The organism is Amycolatopsis sp. NPDC047767 (assembly GCF_040704195.1).
Taxonomy (GTDB): Bacteria; Actinomycetota; Actinomycetes; order Mycobacteriales; family Pseudonocardiaceae; genus Amycolatopsis.
In genome coordinates this window covers 1-20,263 of record NZ_JBEYSJ010000046.1, presented here as the reverse complement: position 1 = coordinate 20,263, position 20,263 = coordinate 1, and the positions used below count along the sequence as shown (strand labels likewise).

Sequence of the window (20,263 nt, the reverse complement as noted above, 5' to 3'; positions counted from 1 at the left end):
CACGCTAGGCTTCGGTGCGTGACGGATGCGCACGAAAACCACTGGGCCGCGCCGGTCGCGGCGGCGGCACTCGACGCGCGGGTGCGCGTCCCGGGCTCGAAGTCGATCACGAACCGCGCCTACGTGCTGGCCGCGCTCGCGGGCGCGCCCACGCGGGTGCGCGTGCCGCTCGACTCGCGCGACACGCGGCTCATGCTCGGCGCGCTGGCCTCGCTGGGCGCCCGGTCGGAGGAGACCGCCGACGGGTTCCTCGTCCACCCGCTCGGCGCCACCGGCAGCAGCCACGGCGAGCCGGTCGAGGTCACGCTCGGCAACGCCGGCACCGTCGCCCGCTTCACGCCGGCGCTCGCCGCGCTCGGCGACTCCCCCGCGCTCTTCGACGGCGACGAGGCCATCCGCCGCCGCCCGATCGGCCCGCTGCTGACCGCGCTGCGCCGCCTCGGCGTGCGCATCGACGACGACGGCCGCGGTGCCCCGCCCTTCACCGTCCACGGCGACGGTGGCGTCCGCGGCGGCACGGTCGACCTCGACTCGTCGGCCTCGAGCCAGTTCCTCTCCGCGCTGCTGCTGGCCGGCCCGGCGTTCGATCGCGGCGTGACCGTGCGCCTGGTCGGCGACGCGCCGCCGAGCGAGCCGCACATCGCGATGACGCTCGACATGCTGCACCGCTTCGGCGCCACCGTGGAGCGCGAAGGCGCGGAGTTCCACGTCGCGCCGGCGAAGCTGTCGTGCCCCGAGTACGTCGTGGAGCCGGACCTGTCCACGGCCGCGCCCTTCGTGGCCGCCGCCGTGGCCGCGGGCGGCACCGTGCGCGTCGCGGGCTGGCCGAGCACCACGACCCAGCCGGGCGACTGGCTGCGCACCTTCCTGCCGGCGCTCGGCGCGTCGGTCCGGCTCGAGGACGGCGGCCTCGCCGTCACCGGCGGCTCGCACATCCCGGGCGTGGAGCTCGACCTGCACGAGGTCGGCGAGCTGACCCCGGTGGTCGCCGCGCTGCTCTGCTTCGCGGACGGCCCGTCGGTGATCAGCGGCGTCGCGCACCTGCGCGGCCACGAGACCGACCGCATCACCGCGCTCGCCACGGAGCTGTCCGCACTGGGCGGCGACGTGTCCGAAACGGACGACGGCCTGCGCATCACCCCGGCCCCGCTGCACGGCGGCGTCTTCCACACCTACGACGACCACCGCCTGGTCATGGCCGCGGCCGTGCTGGGCCTGCGCGTGCCCGGCATCCGCGTCGAAAACCCCGCGACGGTCGGGAAAACGTTCCCGGCATTCGTGGAGACGTGGACCGGGATGCTCGGGTCAGGTCGGTAGTCGGAGTGGCCTTCTCCCCAGCGGGCGGCTCCTACGCCTGAGCGGCGGCAGCAGCCGCCCGCTTGACCCCCAGGGGCGGCCGGCCCGTCAGCGCCTTGCTCCACGGCAGCCTCCGCAGCAGTTCGACGATCAGCAGCGTCAGCGCGACCGTGGCCGGGTAGACGACCACGGTCGTCCACGGCGCCCCCACGCCGTCGCCGACGAACGCGATCAAGGGGCTCAGCAGCGCCAGGGCGAGAGGGTGCGTGAGGAAGATCGCGAACGACCGGTCCACCGCCCACGACACCACACGGCCGGCGGGCCGGCCCGCCTCCGCCCAGCGCGTGCCCGCCAGGAACAGGCCCGCGATGGCCGCGACGCACCACGGCACGAGGTAGGGCCGGAACGCGTCGCTCGCCAGCTCCGGCCACAGTCCGTTGTGGACACTCACGAAGTAGCCCGTCTCGGCCACGGCGAGCGTCGCCACCAGCCCGCCGGCCACGAACCACCGGTGCCGCCGCACCCACGCCTGCACGGCCTCGAAGTGCACGGCCGCGACGGCGCCGAGCACCGAGTAGAACTGGTACGGCAGCAGCGTCGTGAAGAACCGGCTGACGGTCGAGTACTCCACGCCTTCGGGCGGGTAGCTCAGGAAACACGTGACCGCAATCTGCACCGCACCGGAGATCCCCAGCACGAGCCACGGCCGGCGCTCCAGCGTCCGCACCAGCTTCATCAGCATCGGGAACAGCAGGTACACCTGCAGCGTCACGAGCAGGAAGTACAGGTGGTACCACGCCGTGCCGTTCGCGATCTCGATGCCGAGCGCGCGCAGGGCCGCGGCGACGGAGCCGACAGGCTGCTCGGCGGTGAGCAGCGAATAGCCCCAGTACAGCACCGACCAGACCACGTACGGCACCGCGACCAGCGGCACCCGCCGGCGCCAGAACGCCACCGGCCGCGGCGGGCGCGAGCGGTAGGAGAACACGAGCACGAACGTCGTGAGCGCGAAGAACGCCTCGCGCGTGAGGTGCAGCGGCGCCTCCAGCGCGTCGGACACGACGTCCTGCGGGAAGGTCGTGGCCCCCAGCACGTGCATGAAAATCACCAGGGCGAAGGTGATCACGCGGTACAGGTCGAGCTGGTGGAGGTGGGCCGCCCGCGCCGGGGCCGCCGCGGGGGCGGGTGCGATCTCGGTCGTGGTCATCGTGCGGCCGGGCCCCCGGGTGCGGAGTGGATCATGCGACCACATTTGCCGCACTGCCTGTGAAGCAGCCATGAAGTGGCTGAGAACCCGCTTTACCGCAGGAAAACGGGCGTAGCGAAAATCACGTCCGTCCACGGACCGGGAACGCGTCCGCACCACGGTGGTACATACCGCTCCGAAATGGGCGTGCGGAGTCGACGCCCGCACGCGTAGCGTCCGACGACCATGGGCGATCGAGACGATCCGGCCGACGGCTGGTTTCCGGAAAGCGTGGCCGCGGGGTACGACGAGCCGGGTGGCGCGAACGCGCCCGAAGTGGTGACGCCGGCGGTGGATGTCCTCGAGGAGCTGGCCGACGGCCCCGTGCTCGAATTCGCCGTCGGGACCGGGCGGATCGCCGCCCCGCTGGCCGCGCGCGGCGTGCGGGTGAGCGGAATCGAGCTGAGCCGGGCCATGGCGGCGCGGATCGCGGGCAAGCCGGGCGGTGCCGCGGTCGACGTCACGATCGGCGACATGACGTCGACGCGGGTGGCGGGTGAGTTCTCGCTGGCGTACCTGGTGTTCAACACGATCGGCAACGTGACCACCCAGGACGGGCAGGTCGACGTCTTCCGCAACGCGGCCGCGCATCTGCGGCCGGGCGGGCTGTTCCTCGTCGAGGTGGGCCTGCCGGATCTGCGGCGCCTGCCGCCCGGGCAGGACACCGTCCCGTTCGCGGTGGTCCCCGGCCGCGAAGGCGCCGGCTACGTGGGGTTCGACCAGTACGACGTCGTGACGCAGGAGTTCACGTCGAACCACCTCACCGCGGCACCGGACGGAACGGGGCGGTTTCGCCGCATCCCCTTCCGGTACGTCTGGCCGGCCGAGCTGGACCTCATGGCGCGCATCGCCGGGATGAAGCCGAAGTACCGCTGGGCGGACTGGGATCGTTCCGAGCTCACGGCCGCCAGCACCAAACACGTGTCGGTCTGGGAAAAGCCCTGAAGCACTCCCGGCTCACCCGAGCTTCAGCCCCGTCAGCCAGGGCCGGAGTTTCTCGGGGTTGCGGATCACCCAGATGTGCTTGATCCGGCCGTCCGCGACGTCGAACGCGTACACCGTCTGCGTGATCCCGTCGCGCTGGGCCACGAGGCCGGGCTGGCCGTTGACGGTGCGTTCCGCCAGCGTGGTGGTGCCGAGCGCGCGGTGGGCGAGCTCGGCCCAGGCCCGCGCGATCCGCTCGGCGCCTTCGATGGGGTGCAGGAAGGTCAGGGCGCGGCCGCCGCCGTCGGCGGTCGCCGTGGCGTCGGGGTCGAGCAGGCCGATCAGGGCCGCGATGTCCTTGGCTTCCCACGCCTGCTTGAAGTCCCGCACGACGCTCGCGTGCCGGGCCGCCGGGCTCGCGGGCACCTGCGCCGCGCGGACGCGCCGGCGGGCCGAAGACGCCAGCTGCCGGCAGGCCGCGGGCGTGCGGCCGACGATCTCGGCGACTTCGCCGAACGTGTAGCGGAACACGTCGTGCAGGATGAACGCCACGCGCTCGGCCGGGGTCATCGACTCGAGCACGACGAGGAACGCCATGCCGACCGACTCGTCCAGCGTCACGTGGTCGGCCGGGTCGGCGCCGCCCGCCCGGCCGGGCCACTCCGCGGGCCCGGGCAGCGGCTCGGGGATCCACTCGCCGACGTAGGTCTCCCGCCGGGAGCGCGCCGAGCCGAGCAGGTTGAGGCAGATGCGGCTGGCGACCGTCGTCAGCCACGCGCCGGGAGACTCGACGGCGTCCTGCTGCTCCCGCGACAGCGCGTACCAGCGGGCGTAGGTCTCCTGCACGGCGTCCTCGGCTTCGGCCAGGGAGCCGAGCAGCCGGTAGGCGAGGTTGGTCAGGTGCCGGCGCTCGCTCATGATCGCGCTCAAGCCCGGCTCGGGCGGGGTGGTCGGGTTGGACATCGCGGCGCAGCTCCCTCAGTCTCGTCCTCAGCAGTACGACACGACAGCGCCCCCGAAGTGTGAGGCCGCTACCCCGCCTCACACTTCGGGGGCGTGAGTTGTCGAGCGGGTGAGACCCTCGACCGCCGGCAGGAGACACCATGACCACCTCGCTGTTCACCGCCCCCGCTTCCGCGCAGCGCCTGCAGCGCACGGCCACCGCGCTGACCGCGCACGGCTTCACCGTCGAGATCCTCGACGACGTCGCCGCGGCCCGCACCCGCGTCGCCGAGCTGGTCCCGGAGGGCGCCAGCGTACTCACCGCGGCCAGCGAAACGCTGCGTTTGTCCGGCATCGACGACGACCTCAACACCAGCGGGCGGTACGAGGCGATCAAGCCCCGCACCCTGGCCATGGACCGCGCCGCCGACGCCGACGACATCCGCCGGCTGCGCGCCAGCCCCGACTTCCTCGTGGGCAGCGCGGCCGCGGTCACCGAAACCGGCTCGCTCGTGATCGCCTCCGGCAGCGGCAGCCAGCTGCCCGCGTCCTCCGGCGGCGCCGCCCGCGCGATCTGGATCGTCGGCGCGCAGAAGATCGTGCCCGACCTGGACACCGCGCTGCGCCGCGTCGAAGACCACTGCCTCCCCCTGGAAAGCGAACGCGCCCTCGCCGCCTACGGCTGGCCCAGCGCCGTCAACCGGCTGCTGGTCCTCAACGCGGAACCCTTCCCGGGGCGCAGCACCATCGTGTTGCTCCGCGAAGCCATCGGGTTCTGAGACTCCGGTTCCCCGATTGACACCGGCACCGGGCGCCCAGCAGAATTCCCGTCGCCACAGCCGCACCGCCGCCCGGTTGCCGTGGGGATCCCTGGCGTCCCCGGGAGTTCGAAGGGCGAAACAGTGCGAAGGCAGTTACGCGTTCTCGGCGCGACCGTGCTCACCGCGGTCCTGGCGGTGGTCCCGCTGAGCGGCACGGCGGCAGCGCAGCCGGTGCCGCACACGATCGTGACGGACGGCAAGAAGCTGGCGCAGATCCGCGCCGAGCTGCGCGGCGGACACGCCACCCCGGCGCAGAAGGCCGCGCTCAAGACGGTGCTGGGCAAGGCCGACGAGGCGCTGACCGCCGGCCCGTGGTCGGTCATGGACAAGCCGACCACCCCGCCGAGCGGCGACAAGCACGACTACCAGAGCCAGGCGCCCTACCAGTGGGCCAGCCAGCCGAAGACACCCGACAATCCGCAGGGCTGCCCGTACGTGAACCGCGACGGCGAGCGCAACCCCGAGGCCGACGCGATCACCGACCACACCTACCGCATGGTGGCGTGGGACGCGATCTACTACCTCAGCACCGCCTGGTACTACACCGGCGACGCGAAGTACGCCCAGCGCGCAGCCCTCGACGTCCGCACGTGGTTCCTCGACCCGGCGACGCGGATGAACCCGAACATGACCTACTCGCAGATCGTGCCGTGCAAGAACACGATCAGCGGCACGGGGATCATCGACTCCACGCAGTCGTTCAGCCAGCTGCTCGACGCGTTCGCCCTGCTCGACTCCGGCGCACCCGGCTGGACCGGCCACGACCGCTCGGCGATCCGCGCGTGGCTCGGCCAGTACCTGACCTGGATGCAGACCAGCCCGCAGGCGAAGCTGGAACTGGCCGCGACCAACAACCACGGCACGTTCCTCGACATGCAGAACGCCACCATCGCCGCCTACCTCGGCAAGACCGCCGAGGCGCGCAAGATCGTGACCGACGCGCTGCACAAGCGGTTCCCGGTCCAGTTCGACGCCGACGGCAACCAGCCGCTCGAGCTCACGCGCACGATCTCGTGGCACTACGTGAACTTCAACCTCACGGCGTGGGGCCGGATGGCGGAGGTCGGGCACACCGTCGGCGTCGACGTGTGGGGCTACCGCGCGAGCAACGGCGTGACGCTGCGCAAGGTCGTCGACCGGCTCATCCCGGCGGCGCTGAACGGCGTTTCGTCCTGGCCGTACCCGCAGATCGCCCCGCTGGACCAGTCGATCGCCGCGGACATCTTCCACGCGGCCGCGGAGGAGGCCCACGACACCGATGCGGCGAAGGCGCTCAAGCAGATGCCGCTGCCCGCAGGCGGCGACACCTGGCCGGTGCGGGTCACCTGCTTCCCGCTTGACCCGCCGCTCAAGTGACGGGCCGACCTTCGGCGGGCTTTTCCGGACGAAACACCCGATAGTACCCACGGCCCGGAATTGGTCTAGTCCAAAGTATTGACTCTCCCTGTGCACTGGTTCACATTCTCTGGAACGGGCCGGTACCGCTCAGGCAGTGATCCACACGTCGCGTCGGTCCTCCGCGCACTCCCCGCGCGCGGAGGACCGTTCGCCTGCGCGAGGGAGAACCCATGCAGCACAAGGTATCCAGAAGAGCCGCGTGGCTCTCGGCCGCCGCGGCGGCCGTGGTCGTCGGCGGGCTCACGACACTGGCCGGCCCGCCTGCCGAAGGCGCGGCCGTCGCACCCGCGGCGAGCCGGCAGGCCGCCGCCTCGGGCGGGCTGCGCGTCGCCTACTACGACCAGTGGAGCATCTACCAGAACGCCTACTACCCGAAGAACGTCGACGCGCTCGCGGGCAACCTCGACTACCTGATCTACGACTTCGAGAACATCGATCCGACGAACCTCACCTGCTTCGAGGCCACGAAGGCGAGCGACCCCGATCCCGCCGGCGAGAACGACCCGAACGCCGGCGACGGAGCGGGCGACGCCTTCGCCGACTACCAGAAGTCCTTCGGGTCGGACATCAGCGTCGACGGCACGGCCGACGCGTTCGGCATGCCGATCGTCGGCAACTTCCACCAGCTGCAGGAGCTCAAGGCGCGCCACCCGAACCTCAAGGTGGTGCTCTCGCTCGGCGGCTGGACCTACTCGAAGTACTTCTCCGACGCCGCGGCCACCGACGCGTCGCGCAAGAAGCTCGTGAGCTCGTGCATCGACATGTTCATCAAGGGCAACCTGCCCTCGCAGGGCGGCTACGGCGGCCCCGGCACCGCGGCCGGCATCTTCGACGGCTTCGACATCGACTGGGAGTACCCCGGCTCCACCACGGGTCACCTCGGCAACCACGTCAGCGCGAACGACACGGCCAACTTCACCGCGCTGCTGAAGGAGTTCCGCACGGAACTCGACGCACTGGGCGGCAAGCACTACTCGCTGTCCGCCGCGCTGCCGGGCGGGCAGGACAAGATCGCGAAGCTGCAGACCGACAAAATCGGCCAGTACATGGACTTCGCCGATGCGATGACCTACGACATGCACGGTGCGTGGGACGCGACGGGGCCGACGAACTTCCAGGACCCGCTCTACGGTTCGCCGAACGACCCGTCGGGCACGATCCCGCCGGGCACCGAGAAGTACACGACCGACTCGGTGATCAAGGCCTACACCCAGGGATCCCCGGCCTACGGCATCCCCGGCGGCTTCCCGGCGAACAAGCTCACGCTCGGCATCCCGTTCTACTACCGCGGCTGGACGGGCGTGCCCGCCGGCGCCAACCACGGGCTGTACCAGTCGGCGTCCGGGCCTTCGGCCGGGAAGACGTTGAGCGGCAACGTGCCCGGCATCGCGATGTACAAGGAACTGAGCGGCATCGTCGACAACCCGGCGGACACGTTCTACGACCCGGCCACGCAGTCGGCCTGGTTCTACGACGGCACGAACTTCTACGGCGGCTCGTCGGCGCAGTCCATCAAGGCCCGCACCGATTACATCCACTGCACCGGCCTCGCCGGCGCGATGATGTTCTCGCTCTACGACCTGGACCCGAACGCGACGCTGTTCCACGACGTCGTCAACGGGCTGGCGAGCTCCACGGCCGGCTGCGGCACCACGCCGCCGACCACGCCCACTACCCCGACGACCCCCACCGCACCGACTACGCCGACTACGCCGACGACTCCGCCCACGACTCCGACCACGCCGGGCGGCGGCTCGTGCTCGGCGGCGGCGTGGAGTGCGACGCAGGCCTACACGGGCGGTGCGGTCGTCTCGTACAACGGGCACCAGTGGACGGCCAAGTGGTGGACGCAAGGCGATACCCCCGGCGGCAGCCAGAACGTGTGGACTGACAACGGGGTCTGCTCGCAAGGCGGCACCACCACGCCACCGGGTGGCAGCTGCCCGGCCGCGTGGAGCGCCACGCAGGCCTACAGCGGCGGCGCCACCGTGTCCTACAACGGGCACAAGTGGACCGCGAAGTGGTGGACGCAGGGCGACACCCCCGGCGGCAGCCAGAACGTGTGGGCCGACAGCGGCACCTGCTGAGCGCAAATCGGCGGCGGGTCCGGATCTCTCACCCTCCAAGAGATCCCGGCCCGCCGCCGACGTGCGTGGTGCTAGTTCCCGGCCGACGACCCGACGCCCGGCGCGGGGGCCTGGGCGTTGCCGCCGATGCCGTAGCGGCCGGAGCCGCCGTCGAGCTGCTCGCGCAGGGCCAGCAGCGTCGCGACGCGGCCGGCGGCGGAGTCGACGTTGTCCACAGTGGACAGGATCGAAGTCGCCGAGGTGTCGGCGCGCACCACGCCGATCGGGCCGGAGCCGTCGGCCGAGCCCGGGTCGCCGGCGAGCACCGTGCCCGCGCCGGAGCGGTCGAGCTGCGTCGCGAACCGCGCGATCGTGGCCGCGCGGTCGCCCGCGCCCTCGCCCGTCTGCTGCGCGCCGGTGAGCACGATCGCCAGCTGCGCCGGCTGCACACCCTGGCTGGGCTTCACGAAACCGCCGTCGGTGAGGCCACCGAGCGCCGCGGCCAGTTCGTCCCCTGTGGACTGCGGCTTCGCCGTGGACTTGTCCAGCAGCAGCACCGAACCGAGCAGCGCGCCGGCGAGCGTGCCGGAGTCACCCGCGGTCGGGAAGTGCGAACCGGCCGGCTGCAGGCGCGTGACGACGTCGCGCAACTGGTCGGCCTTCTCCGGGTCGGTGAACGCGTCGGTGAGCTGAAGCTCCCCCGTGACCGAGGCGCCGGACTGCTGCACGAGCTGCTTGATCGCGTCGCGGTCGGCCGGGCGCGCGTCCTCCGTGGTCACGAGCACCACCGTGCGCTTGTCGAGCGTGCCGGCCACGACCTTCGGGCCCATCGACCCGGCGAACGCGTCGGAGTCGGCCAGGCGCGCGTTGAGCGCGTTGCGCTGCGCCTCGAGGTCGGAGACCTGCGTGCCGAGGTCCTTCTTCTGGTCCGACAGGCCCGAGAGCAGCGAGCCGTTGAGCGCGGTGGAACCCAGGACCACGCCGACGGCCAGCGCGAGGAAGCACGCGGTGATGGAAACGATGTGGTACCGCAGGGAAATCACGTGAAGAGCCCCTTCACCCAGGTGGTGAACGTGGTCCAGGTGTGCTGGATCCAGTCCAGGTAGACGGAGCCGACGTCGGAGACCAGCAGCGCGGCGACCACCACGACGACGGCGGCGAGGACGAGCAGCGCGACGGCGCCCAGGGACACCCGGCTGCGGTGCAGTGTCGCGACGGCCTTGCCGTCGACCAGCTTCGTGCCCAGCTTGAGCCGGGTGAGGAACGTCGACGGGTTCGAACCCGACCGGCCGTGGTCGAGGAACTCCCGCAGCGTGGCCTGGAACCCGACGGTGACCACGAGGCTCGCGCCGTGGGCGTCGGCCAGGAGCAGCGCGAGGTCCTCGGAGTTGCCCGACGCGGGGAACGTGACCGCGCCGATGCCCAGGTCCTGGATCCGCTCGACACCGGGCGCGTGGCCGTCGGGCTGCGCGGGCACCACGACCTCGGCGCCGCTGCGCAGGGTCGCGGTGCCGATGCCGGTCGGGTCGCCCACGATCACGTCGGGCGTGTGGCCCTGCGCGCGCAGCGTGTCGGCCCCCGCGTCGACGCCGACGAGCACCGGCCGGTGCTCCCCGATGTACTTCTTGAGCCGCTTGAGGTCCTCGGCGTGGCCGTTGCCACCCGCGACCACCAGCACGTGGCGGTCGCGCATCGGCAGCCGCAGCTCGGGCACGCCGACCCCGTCGAGGATCAGCGTGCGCTCCCGGCGGAGGAACTCGATGGTGTTGGCCGAGAACGCCTCCAGCTGCGTCGACATCCCGGCCTTGGCCTCGATCATCTGGTCGGCGACGCTCTCGGGCGTCTGCTCGTCGCCGGAGGCGATCTGCCGCTCCCCGATGTAGACGCCGCCTTCGTGCACGCGCAGCTTCGTGCCGTCCTTGACCGTGCGCAGCAGCTCGCCGCCGACCGAGTCGACGAGCGGGATGCCCGCGGCCAGCAGGATCTCCGGGCCCAGGTTCGGGAACCGGCCGGAGATCGACGGCGAAGCGTTCACCACGGCGGCGACCTCGGCCTCCACCAGCGCGTCGGCCGTCGCGCGGTCGAGGTCGAGCTGGTCGAGCACCGCCACGTCGCCGGCGCTGACGCGGCGCAGCAGCTCCCGGGTGCGGCGGTCGACCCGCGCGACGCCGGTGATGCCGGGGAGGGCTTCGTGGTTTCGCGCGAGCAGACCGGTGAGCTTCATGTGGCTGATGGTGACAAATTTGTGGGTGGGACGAGCGCCGACGCGCCGAAGGGGACGTGACTCATTGTGGTGAGCCGTGTCGCCGTGAGCGTCCGTTCAGGGTTGGATGGTGGGTTCCGCCGGGGCGAACGAGAGGTTCAGCCAAGGACTGGCGGGATCTTGAAGCAGCAGGTGATGGACTCGCACGGCCGAGGTGTACTCCTCGCCGAACTCCTCCTCGTCCAGGGCGAGGGCCCGGCCCATGACGTAGCTCGCCGACAGCTCGGCCCATGACTGGTGGTAGCGACGCGCCACCGCGCCCGCCTCGAGCACCATCAGCTCGGCCGTGAGCGGATCGCAGTGACCCACCGCCAGGCCCCAGCGCGCCATCGCCACCGCACGGGCGACGTCCCACCCGATCGTGGTGCCGACGACGCCGGAGGGTGGCAGCAGCCCGTCGGCTCGGAAGCGCTGTTCGTACCGCACGACGCGGCGCAGGACGTCGGTGAGGGCGGGCGCCTGGTCCTGCGCGCCGTTGTCCGCGCACCAGCGCACCACGAGCTCGGCCCAGGACCACGGGTCGAGCCCCGCGCCGTAGCGGGCGCGCAGCACGAGAACCAGGTTGCCCGGCGTGAGCGTGTAGCCGGGGCCGACGAGGTCGTTCATCGCCGCTCGCCAGCCGGCCGCGTCGGAGACACCCCACCAGTCGCGCAGGCCGCGGACCTCGGCGACGAAGTCGTGGTAGCGGGCGTCGAGCACGTTCCACGGTTCGGCCGTGAGCACGGCCTGGTGCGCGCCGCAGGCGAGCGCGTGGGCCAGCGGGCCGTCGAAGTGCCCGTAGCGCGCGGTGTTGAGCCGTTCGACCTGCTGCTCGACCGCCGTGACGCGGTGCGGGTTCGCGTCGAGCCACGGCAGCACGGCCGAACCGGGTACGCGCCACTCGCCGAGGGTGCCGGCGTTGAACACCACCTGCTCGTCGGCGTCGACCCCGTGCAGCGCCCAGTCGAGATCACCGCTGAGGAACACCACGTCGGCGCCGAGGTCGGGCAGCGCGCCGCGCGTGAACAACCGCAGCGAACGCTCGCGGCAGCAGGCTTTGGCCGACGACCAGCCCTGCTCGCCGGCGAGCTTCTCCGCGTCTTCCCGGAGCATCGGCACGAACAGCTCTTCGTCGCCGAGCAGCCCGAGGAACCGGTCGAGATCGCCGTCGCGCCGAGCGCGGGCGAGCTCCGCCTCGACGTCGGCCACCGCGGCCCAGATCATGGAGTGTGGTCAGCCCTTCTTGGCGCGCTTGCGTTTCGGCTCGGCGGCGGCCTTGTCCTTCTCCGCCACGGCGAGCAGCTCCTCGGCGTGGGCGCGGCCGGTCTCCGTGCCGTCCATGCCGGCGAGCATGCGCGCCAGCTCCTTCACGCGATCAGGCTGCTTCAGCGTCTTCACACCGCTTCGCGTGACACCGCCGCTCGTGCCCTTGTCCACCACGAGGTGCTGGTCGGCGAAGGCCGCGACCTGCGGCAGGTGCGTCACCACGAGCACCTGGTGCGTGCGCGCGAGCCGGGACAGCCGGCGGCCGATCTCGACCGCCGCGCGCCCGCCGACGCCGGCGTCGACCTCGTCGAACACCAGCGTCTGCACGGTGTCGGCGTGGGCGAGGACCACCTCGATGGCCAGCATCACGCGCGAGAGCTCACCGCCGGAGGCCGCCTTGTGCACCGGCAGCGGCGGCGCGCCGTTGTGGGCGCGCAGGAGCAGCTCGACCTCGTCGATGCCGTCGGAGCCCGCGTGGACCGCGTGGCCGTCGATCGCGAGCGCCTGGCGGTCGCCGTGCTCGGCCGGCTTCTGCTCGACGGTGATCTCCAGCTCCGCCTGCCCCATCGCGAGGCCGGACAGCTCCTTGGTGATCGCCGACGCCAGCTCGGCCGCGGCCTTGCCGCGCGCCGCCGACACCGCGGTGGCGTGGTCGCCCAGTTTCACGGCGAGCTCGTCGCGGCGGCGGGCCAGCTCGGCGAGCGCCTCCTCGGAGGTGTCCATCGACTCGAGCCGGCGGCGGGCGTCGTCGGCCCAGGCCAGCACGCCGTCGACGTCGGCCGCGTACTTGCGCGTGAGCCGCTTGAGGTCGGCCTGGCGCGCCAGCACCTGCTCCAGCAGCGCCGGGTCGGCGTCGAGGCCCTCGATGTACCCGCCCAGCTCCGCGCCGACGTCGGTGAGCAGCATCGACGCTTCTTCCAGCCGCGGCACGAGCTCCCGCAGCGCCGCGTCCTCGGCCGAGGCCAGGCGCCGCAGGGCTTCGCCGACGAGGCCGAGCGCACCGGGCGCGTCGGGGTCGCCGTCCTGCGAACCCGACACCGCGACGTGCGCCTCGGTCGCCGAAGCGCGCAGCTCGTCGACGGCCATCAGCCGCTTGATCTGCTCGGTGAGCTCCACGTCCTCGCCCGGCTGGGGCGCGACGGCGTCGATCTCGGTCAGACCGTGCTTGAGCAGGTCGGCCTGCTGCGCCATCTCACGCGAACGGGTGGACCGCTCGGTGAGCTCGCCGATGACCGCCAGCCACTCCTCACGCACCTCGCGGTAGGCGGCGAGCGGCTCGCCGACCGCGGGGCCCGCGAACCGGTCGATCACCGCGCGCTGCTCGCTCGGGCGCAGCAGCCGCAGCTGGTCGTTCTGCCCGTGCACGGCGATCACCTGCTCGGACAGGTCCGCCAGCACGCCGACCGGCACGGACCGGCCGCCCAGGTGGGCTCTCGACCGCCCGTCGACGGTCACCGAGCGCAGTGCGATCACGCTGCCGTCCTCGTCGATGTCCGCGCCCGCATCGGTGACGATGCGGCTCGCGGTGTCGGCCTTGTCGAGGGTGAAGCGCCCCTCGACGAAGGCCTTGAGCATTCCGTTCCGGACCTTGGACGCTTCGGCCCGCCCACCGGAGAGCAGGTGCAGCCCGGTCACGACCATGGTCTTCCCGGCGCCCGTCTCACCGGTCACGACGGTGAAACCCGGGTGCAGTTCCAGCAGGGCGTCCTCGATGACTCCGAGGCCCTGGATGCGCATCTCGGCCAGCACGACGCCTACGGTAGCCGCCCCCACCGACCTTCCGTGCGCTCGACCGGTGCTAAACGTTCTTTTCCCTGGTCGAACACCTGTGCGGACGGATGGGCCCGGGCGTGTCACCGGTCACCTCGCGCACCCACACCCGGTCAGACCGAGCGGCCGCCGGTGCGCCGTTCCCGCCAGCTGCGCACCGGGAGGCCGAACTTGTGCACCAGCCGGTCGGTGAACACGCCGTCCCACAGCCGCACGAGCCGCACCGGGCGGCGGCCGCAGACGACGCGCACGCGCGAGCCCGGCGGCATGTCGAAGCTGCGCAGGCCGTCGCAGGTCAGGACGGCGCTCGGGCCCGCCGGGTCGATGCCGACGGTGATCACCGAGTCGGGTGAGACCACGAGCGGGCGCGAGAACAGGGCGTGGGCGTTGCTGGGCACCACGAGCAGCGCCTCGACGTCGGGCCACATGATCGGGCCGCCGGCGGAGAAGGCGTACGCGGTGGAGCCGGTCGGTGTCGCGCACAGCACGCCGTCGCAGCCGAAGGACGAGACCGGGCGGCCGTCGACCTCGATCAGCGCGTCGAGCACGCGTTCACGCGAGAACTTCTCGACGCTGGCCTCGTTGAGGGCCCACGTGCGGTAGAGCTCGACGCCGCCGTGGGTGACGGTGACGTCGATCGTCATCCGCTCCTCGACCTGGTACTCGCGGTCGACCACGCGCTGCACGGCGTCGGCGAGCGCGTCGGAGTCGGCCTCGGCCAGGAAGCCGACGCGGCCCAGGTTCACCCCCAGCACCGGCACTCCCGCGGGCCGCGCGAGCTCGGCCGCGCGCAGCAGCGTGCCGTCACCGCCGAGCACGAACACGAGCTCGGCCCCGCGCGCGGGGTCGTCCTGCGGCGCGACGACAGTGCAGGGCATGTCCATGCAGCCGTCGGGGTCGATGAGCTGACGCACGTCTTCGTCGGTCACGCGCAGCCGGATCCCGGCCTTCGTGAACCGCGCGGACACCTCGCGTGCGGCCTCCCGCGTGTGGTCCCGGTCCGGGTGCGCCACGAGAAGCACTTCACGTTCGCTGGTCACTGGGGTCCTTCCTGGACGGCGGCCCGCACGAGCCGCTCGACACCGTCCACAGTGCCATCGGCGGCCCCGGGCTCGCCCGGATCTTGACGCCGAAGATCCCGGCGCAGCCACACGAAGTACTCGACGTTGCCGGAGGGGCCGGGCAGCGGGCTCGCGACCACTCCGCGCAGCGCGAGCCCCAGCTTCGCGGCTTCGGCGATGACGTCGAGAACGGACTGCACGCGCAGCTCCGGGTCGCGGACCACGCCGCCGCTGCCGAGGCGGTCCTTGCCGACCTCGAACTGCGGCTTGACCATGGGCACGAGGTCGGCGCCTTCGCGCGCGCACTCGGCGAGCGCGGGCAGCACGAGCTTGAGTGAGATGAAGGACAGGTCGCCGACGACGAGGTCGACCTGGCCACCGAGCGTCTCCGGTGTCAGGTTGCGCACGTTCGTGCGGTCGAGCACGACCACGCGTTCGTCGGTCCGCAGCCGCCAGTCGAGCAGGCCGCGGCCCACGTCGGCGGCGATCACGGTGGCCGCGCCGTTGCGGAGCAGCACGTCGGTGAACCCGCCGGTGGACGCGCCCGCGTCGAGGCAGCGGCGGCCCTCGACCGTGAGGCCTTCGGGACCGAACTTCTCCAGCGCGCCCAGGAGTTTGTGCGCGCCGCGCGAAGCCCAGCCGGGGTCGTCCTCGTCCTTCACCACGATGGGCGCGTCGGACTCGACGCCGGTGGCGGGTTTGGACGCGACCATGCCGCGCACGGACACCTTGCCGCCGGTGATCAGTGCCGACGCCTGTTCCCGCGAGCGGGCGAGGCCGCGGCGGACCAGCTCCGCGTCGAGGCGGGCCCGTTTGGGCACGCCGGTCAGACCCTGTCGATGCTGGACAGGGCCACGGTGAGCTCGGTGTGCACGGCTTCGAACCGGTCGACGTGCTCGGAGAGCGGCACCGAGTTCAGGTCGTCGAGGCCCGCCACGGCTTCCTCGATCCCCGCGCGGGGATCGATCTGCTGCGGGCCGGGTCCGGGTACCGGCGGAGGGCCCGGGACGGGCCGCGGGACGTTCGGGTGCACGAGCTCAAACTACCAGTCAGGCCAGGCGCAGCCCGGTCAGCGCCGCCTCGGCCGCGTCGCCTTCGGCCCGGACCTCGGTCACGCCGCTCGCCCACGCCGCGTGGCACAGCGCGCGCAGCAGGTCGAGGGCGTCGCCGCTGCCGCGGACGGTCAGCACCTCGCCCGGCACGATCTCCCAGCCCGGCCGGGGACCGATCTTCAGGTCCTCGGCGCGTTGCGTGAGCGCGGTCAGGTCGGCGGCCAGGTGCGTCGGTCGTTCCGCCGGGATCGCGGTCAGGAGACCGGCGGGCGTCGCGACGCCGGAGAGCACCGCGAGCACGTCCATGCCCGCGGCGACGGCTCCGGCGATGTCGGTGTCGAGCCGGTCGCCCACGACGAGCGGCCGGCTCGAGCCGGCCGACTTCGCGGCCGTCTCGAACAGCAGTGGCTGCGGCTTGCCCGCGACGACCGGTTCGGTGTCGGTGGCCGTGCGCAGCGCGGCGACCATGGAACCGTTGCCCGGCAACAGGCCCCGCTCGGTGGGCAGGGTCGCGTCGACGTTGCACGCGACCCACAGCGCGCCCGCGCGGATGGCCAGCGCCGCCTCGGCGAGGTCGGCCCACCCGGTCTCCGGCGAGTGCCCCTGCACGACGGCTTGGACGTCGCCGTTCTTCCGCGTCGTGCCCAGCCCGGCCGCTTCCACCTGGGCGGCCAGCGAGTCCGTACCCACGACCAGCACGCGCGCGCCGGCGGGCAGGCGCTCGCCGAGCACCGCGGCGGCGGCCTGGGCGCTCGTGTGCACCTCGTCGACGGCCGCGTCGAGACCCAGCTCCCGGAGGTGCGCCACCACGTCGGCCGGCGCTTTGGACGCGTTGTTCGTGACGTACCGGACGGCCGCCCCGTGCTCCCGCACGGCCGCGACCGCCTCCGGCGCGCCCTCGATCACCTGCGAGCCGTGGTACACGGTGCCGTCCAGGTCGAACAGCACCGCGTCGTAGCCCGCGAGGAGCGCGTCACTCATTCGACAGCTCCGCGGCCCGCTCGGCGGCATCGGTGTCGTCTTCGTTGTCGGCCTCGGCGGCGTTGAGGAACCAGCGCACGGCCTCGTCCTTGCGACCGGCGGCCACCAGGTTGTCGGCGTACGCGTAGAAGAGACGCGCACTCCACGGGTCCCGCTTGCTCGGCACCAGGTCCGGCCCCTGCAGCGAGACGACCGAAGCGTCCACCTGCCCGAGGTCCCGCCGCGCCCCGGCCGCGACGATCGCGAGCTCGACCTGCGTCGCCTTCGACAGCTTCGCCGTGTCAGTCTCCTTCGCCAGGTCCAGCGCCCGCTCCGGCCGGCCCAGGGCCCGCTCGGAGTCGGCGATGATGGCGATGTGCTCGTCGCTGCGCGTCATGCGGCGGACGGCCCGCAGCTCCGACAGGGCCTCCTGCCAGTTGCCCGCGTGGTAGGCCGCCAGCCCCATCGCCTCCCGCACGATCGGCACGCGCGAGGCCTTCAGCTTCGCGTACTTCGCGTGCTCCAGCGCCGCCTCCGGGTCGACGTCGATCAGCCCGCCCGCCGCGACCAGGTGCTTGCCGACGGTCTCGGCCAGCCCCTTCGGCAACGTCCGCAGCTCACGCCGCACCTCTTCGTCCAGATCGGAGTACTCGATACCCTCCGGCAGCTCCGGCGCTTCGAGCAGCTCCCTCGCCAGCGCCGCGTCGTCCAGCGCCTCGGCGCCGGCCCGCGTGCCGCCGCGCACCGGACGGTCATCCCGCCGCGGCCGCGAGTCGCGGCCACCGCGCGCGTCCCGGTCGTCCCGACGGGGCCGGTCGTCGCGGCGGTTGTCTCGGCTGTCCCGGCCTTCGCGGAAGTCACGACGGGGCCGGTCGCTGCCGCTGCCACGGTCACCGCGGTCGTCACGGTCCCGCTGGGGACGCTCGTCGCGGCCACGGTCACCGCGGTCGTCACGAGAGGACCGCTCGCCACGATCGCCACCGGTTCGGCTGTCGTCGGAAGAGTCGCCGCGAGAGGACCGCTCGTCGTCGTCGCCGTCGCCGGGCGTGGTGCCGTCGCCAGTGTCGCGGCTGTCGTCGCCCGCGCGGTTGTCACGAGAGGACCGCTCGTCGCGATCGTCTCCCGAGTTGTCGCCGTCGCGCTCTTCGCGAGCGGACCGCTCGCCACCGTTGCTGCCACGGTCTTCACGCGAAGCGTCCTCACGGGTGTCGCGGTCGCCGTTGGCGTCGTCTCGGTTGTCGCGAGTGGACCGATCGCCGTCGGGATCGGCCGAGTCGGTCTGCGACCTTGCAGCGTCGCGGGAAGCCGGCTCTTCGCGGTCGGCGGTGTCGTCCGCGCCGGCGTCGGCCGTCGCGTCCGGGCGCTCGCCGCGGCCGGTGTCGCCGGGCTTCGAGAAGTCGTCGCGGTCGGCGGTGTCGCCGGCGACGAAACCGTCGTCGGTGATGTCGAAGTCGTCGTCGGCGGCGCTGTGGGTGTCGGCGCGGTCGAAGCCGCGCGAGTCGCCCGAGTCGCGGCGGAAGCCTCCGCGGTCGTCGCGGTTGACGGAGCCGCGGGTGTCGCGCGGGCCGTTGTCGCGGCGGTCGGAGCCGTGCGAAGCGCCCCGGTCGTCACGGCGGTCGGAGCCGCCCCGGTACCCGCCGCGGTCGTCCTTACGGAAGCCGCCGCCGGAGCCGCGTTCGTTGCGGAAGCCGCCGCGGTCGTCACGGTCCTTGCGGAAGCCGGAGCCACCACGGTCGTCGCGCGAGCCACCGCTGCGGAAGCCGCGGTCGTCACGGTCCTTCTGGAAGCCACCCGGCCGGCGGTCGTCGCGCGACCCACCGGTGCGCGGACCGCGGTCGTCGCGGTCGCCCCGGTAACCGCCCGAGGTGCCGCGGTTGTCCCGGTCACCCCGGTAACCACCCGAGCCGCCGCGATCATCGCGGTCGCCCCGGTAGCCACCGGAGCTGCTGCCGCCGCGGTCGCTGCGGAAGCCGGAGCCGCCGCTGCCGCGGTCGTTCCGGTACCCATCCGAGCTGCCACCAGTGCGGTCGCCGCGGTAACCACCGGTGCTACCGCCACTGCGGAAGCCGGAGCCACCGCGATCGTCGCGCGAGCCACCGGAGCTGCCACCCCGGTAACCCGAGCCACCACGATCGTCACGCGACCCACCCGAGTTGGTGCCCCGGTAACCCGAGCCACCACGGTCGTCACGCGAGCCCGAACCGCTGCCGCCGCGGTAACCACCGCGGTCGTCACGCGAGCCACCCGAACTGCCGCCCCGATAACCAGAGCCGCCCCGGTCGTCACGGAAACCGGAGCCGCCGCGGTCCTTGCGGAAACCGCCGGAATTGCGGTCGTCGCGGTCGTTGCGGAAACCGCCGCCGCGATTGTCGCGGTCGCCGCGGAAACCGCGGTCGTCGCCGCCCGAATCGCGGTTGGGGCGGTATCCGCCAGAACCCCGGTCGTCACGGAAGCCGCCGCGGTTGTCGCGGGGAGCGCCGGCGCCACGGGAATCGCGGAAGCCGCCGCCGGAGCGGTTGTCGTTGCGGAAGCCACCGGTCGAGCCGCTCGAACCGCGGTCTTCCCAGCGACGCCCGGACGCCGACTTGCCCTGCGGCCGGCCGGAGCGGTTGTCGTAGCTGCCGCGCGAGCCGCGGTCGTCGGAACCGCCGCGCGGGCCGCCCTCGCGGTTGCCGGCGTAGCCGCCGCTGCGCTGGTCACGGGAGCTGTCGCCGCCCGAGGGCCGGCCCTGGTACCCACCGCCGCGCGCACCGCGGTCGTCCCGCCGGGGGCGTCCCTGGTAGCCGCCGTCACGCCCGCCACGGTCCTGCCGCGCGCCACGCCGGTCTCCCCGGGGCGCGTCCGACCGGTTGCCGCGGGAGCCCTGGTCGCGGCGAGCCGACCGGCCGGACCCATCATCCTCTGAGTCACGTCGACCGAACTCGGACACCTGGCCTCCTGCCATAGAAAAATCTTGTGTTCTCACGGGCCACCCGCTACGGGGGCCGACTGACCATCCTACGGGGCCGTACGGAGCACCCCGCGCGCGCATGGCGCTCCGTCACGGGCACCACACAGCACGCCACATAGAGATAGGCCCCGGGAGAACCGCTTTCGCGTTCTCAACCGGGGCCTAACCCTTACTTTTAGTTCGGCGGCGTCCTACTCTCCCACAACCCTTCGGTTGCAGTACCATCGGCGCTACCAGGCTTAGCTTCCGGGTTCGGAATGGGACCGGGC

The 20,263-nt window shown here is 72.5% G+C and carries 16 protein-coding genes and 1 rRNA gene; 5 read left to right on the top strand and 12 right to left on the bottom strand.

Going from position 1 to position 20,263, the window contains the following annotated elements; translation table 11 throughout:
• Positions 1-18 precede the first annotated feature (18 nt).
• Positions 19-1,317 (top strand): 3-phosphoshikimate 1-carboxyvinyltransferase, encoded by a 1,299-nt coding sequence (gene aroA, locus AB0878_RS44535; protein ID WP_366588491.1) that lies wholly within the window; start codon positions 19-21, stop codon positions 1,315-1,317.
• A 31-nt stretch (positions 1,318-1,348) separates the two neighbouring features.
• On the opposite strand, the gene AB0878_RS44530 is transcribed toward aroA, so the two are convergent.
• The gene (locus AB0878_RS44530) at positions 1,349-2,503 is read right to left on the bottom strand and encodes an acyltransferase (RefSeq protein WP_366588488.1); all 1,155 of its coding nucleotides are present in this window, start codon (positions 2,501-2,503) and stop codon (positions 1,349-1,351) included.
• Between the two features lie 225 nt (positions 2,504-2,728).
• Between AB0878_RS44530 and AB0878_RS44525 the strand changes: the two genes are divergently transcribed.
• A complete protein-coding gene (locus tag AB0878_RS44525; RefSeq protein WP_366588485.1) occupies positions 2,729-3,487 on the top strand; it encodes a class I SAM-dependent methyltransferase in 759 nt (252 codons plus the stop codon).
• A gap of 12 nt (positions 3,488-3,499) precedes the next feature.
• On the opposite strand, the gene sigJ is transcribed toward AB0878_RS44525, so the two are convergent.
• On the bottom strand, positions 3,500-4,429 hold the full coding sequence (gene sigJ, locus AB0878_RS44520) for an RNA polymerase sigma factor SigJ (RefSeq protein WP_366588483.1): 930 nt from the start codon (positions 4,427-4,429) through the stop codon (positions 3,500-3,502).
• 140 nt (positions 4,430-4,569) lie between these two features.
• Here sigJ and AB0878_RS44515 point away from each other — a divergent pair, with 140 nt between their 5' ends.
• The 3 genes from AB0878_RS44515 (at position 4,570) to AB0878_RS44505 (ending at position 8,714) form a co-directional block, all read left to right on the top strand.
• Positions 4,570-5,187, top strand: a complete 618-nt coding sequence (locus AB0878_RS44515) for an LUD domain-containing protein (protein WP_366588481.1) — start codon at positions 4,570-4,572, stop codon at positions 5,185-5,187.
• A gap of 123 nt (positions 5,188-5,310) precedes the next feature.
• The gene (locus tag AB0878_RS44510; RefSeq protein WP_366588479.1) at positions 5,311-6,585 is read left to right on the top strand and encodes an alginate lyase family protein; all 1,275 of its coding nucleotides are present in this window, start codon (positions 5,311-5,313) and stop codon (positions 6,583-6,585) included.
• Positions 6,586-6,797: 212 nt separating this feature from the next.
• Positions 6,798-8,714, top strand: coding sequence for a glycosyl hydrolase family 18 protein (locus AB0878_RS44505; protein ID WP_366588476.1), 1,917 nt, complete (start codon positions 6,798-6,800; stop codon positions 8,712-8,714).
• Positions 8,715-8,785: 71 nt separating this feature from the next.
• On the opposite strand, the gene AB0878_RS44500 is transcribed toward AB0878_RS44505, so the two are convergent.
• From AB0878_RS44500 to rrf, 10 genes are all read right to left on the bottom strand, one after another.
• Positions 8,786-9,736, bottom strand: coding sequence for a copper transporter (locus AB0878_RS44500; RefSeq protein WP_366588474.1), 951 nt, complete (start codon positions 9,734-9,736; stop codon positions 8,786-8,788).
• Positions 9,733-10,917, bottom strand: a complete 1,185-nt coding sequence (gene steA, locus AB0878_RS44495; RefSeq protein WP_366588472.1) for a putative cytokinetic ring protein SteA — start codon at positions 10,915-10,917, stop codon at positions 9,733-9,735. Before steA ends, AB0878_RS44500 begins: the two co-directional genes overlap by 4 nt.
• 96 nt (positions 10,918-11,013) lie before the next feature.
• A complete protein-coding gene (locus AB0878_RS44490) occupies positions 11,014-12,159 on the bottom strand; it encodes a DUF1266 domain-containing protein (protein ID WP_366588469.1) in 1,146 nt (381 codons plus the stop codon).
• Between the two features lie 9 nt (positions 12,160-12,168).
• The gene (recN, locus tag AB0878_RS44485; RefSeq protein ID WP_366588467.1) at positions 12,169-13,950 is read right to left on the bottom strand and encodes a DNA repair protein RecN; all 1,782 of its coding nucleotides are present in this window, start codon (positions 13,948-13,950) and stop codon (positions 12,169-12,171) included.
• A 134-nt stretch (positions 13,951-14,084) separates the two neighbouring features.
• Positions 14,085-15,011 (bottom strand): NAD kinase, encoded by a 927-nt coding sequence (locus tag AB0878_RS44480; RefSeq protein ID WP_366588465.1) that lies wholly within the window; start codon positions 15,009-15,011, stop codon positions 14,085-14,087.
• On the bottom strand, positions 15,008-15,853 hold the full coding sequence (locus AB0878_RS44475) for a TlyA family RNA methyltransferase (RefSeq protein WP_366588463.1): 846 nt from the start codon (positions 15,851-15,853) through the stop codon (positions 15,008-15,010). Before AB0878_RS44475 ends, AB0878_RS44480 begins: the two co-directional genes overlap by 4 nt.
• A 5-nt stretch (positions 15,854-15,858) precedes the next feature.
• Complete coding sequence (locus AB0878_RS44470; RefSeq protein WP_285966064.1) at positions 15,859-16,065, bottom strand: hypothetical protein; 207 nt, start codon at positions 16,063-16,065, stop codon at positions 15,859-15,861.
• A 16-nt stretch (positions 16,066-16,081) separates the two neighbouring features.
• Positions 16,082-17,065 (bottom strand): HAD-IIA family hydrolase, encoded by a 984-nt coding sequence (locus AB0878_RS44465; RefSeq protein ID WP_366588460.1) that lies wholly within the window; start codon positions 17,063-17,065, stop codon positions 16,082-16,084.
• On the bottom strand, positions 17,058-19,973 hold the full coding sequence (locus tag AB0878_RS44460; RefSeq protein WP_366588457.1) for a hypothetical protein: 2,916 nt from the start codon (positions 19,971-19,973) through the stop codon (positions 17,058-17,060). The genes AB0878_RS44465 and AB0878_RS44460 overlap by 8 nt, the downstream gene beginning before the upstream one ends.
• A 199-nt stretch (positions 19,974-20,172) precedes the next feature.
• Positions 20,173-20,263, bottom strand: a 5S ribosomal RNA gene (rrf, locus tag AB0878_RS44455); the annotation flags it as partial.

Excerpts from the sequence above, each read along its gene's own strand:
- AB0878_RS44515 (WP_366588481.1), top strand. The coding sequence starts at position 4,570 with ATGACCACCTCGCTGTTCACCGCCCCCGCTTCCGCGCAGCGCCTGCAG.
- steA (WP_366588472.1), bottom strand. The coding sequence starts at position 10,917 with ATGAAGCTCACCGGTCTGCTCGCGCGAAACCACGAAGCCCTCCCCGGC.
- AB0878_RS44530 (WP_366588488.1), bottom strand. The coding sequence starts at position 2,503 with ATGACCACGACCGAGATCGCACCCGCCCCCGCGGCGGCCCCGGCGCGG.
- AB0878_RS44465 (WP_366588460.1), bottom strand. The coding sequence starts at position 17,065 with ATGAGTGACGCGCTCCTCGCGGGCTACGACGCGGTGCTGTTCGACCTG.
- AB0878_RS44505 (WP_366588476.1), top strand. The coding sequence starts at position 6,798 with ATGCAGCACAAGGTATCCAGAAGAGCCGCGTGGCTCTCGGCCGCCGCG.
- sigJ (WP_366588483.1), bottom strand. The coding sequence starts at position 4,429 with ATGTCCAACCCGACCACCCCGCCCGAGCCGGGCTTGAGCGCGATCATG.
- AB0878_RS44525 (WP_366588485.1), top strand. The coding sequence starts at position 2,729 with ATGGGCGATCGAGACGATCCGGCCGACGGCTGGTTTCCGGAAAGCGTG.
- AB0878_RS44490 (WP_366588469.1), bottom strand. The coding sequence starts at position 12,159 with ATGATCTGGGCCGCGGTGGCCGACGTCGAGGCGGAGCTCGCCCGCGCT.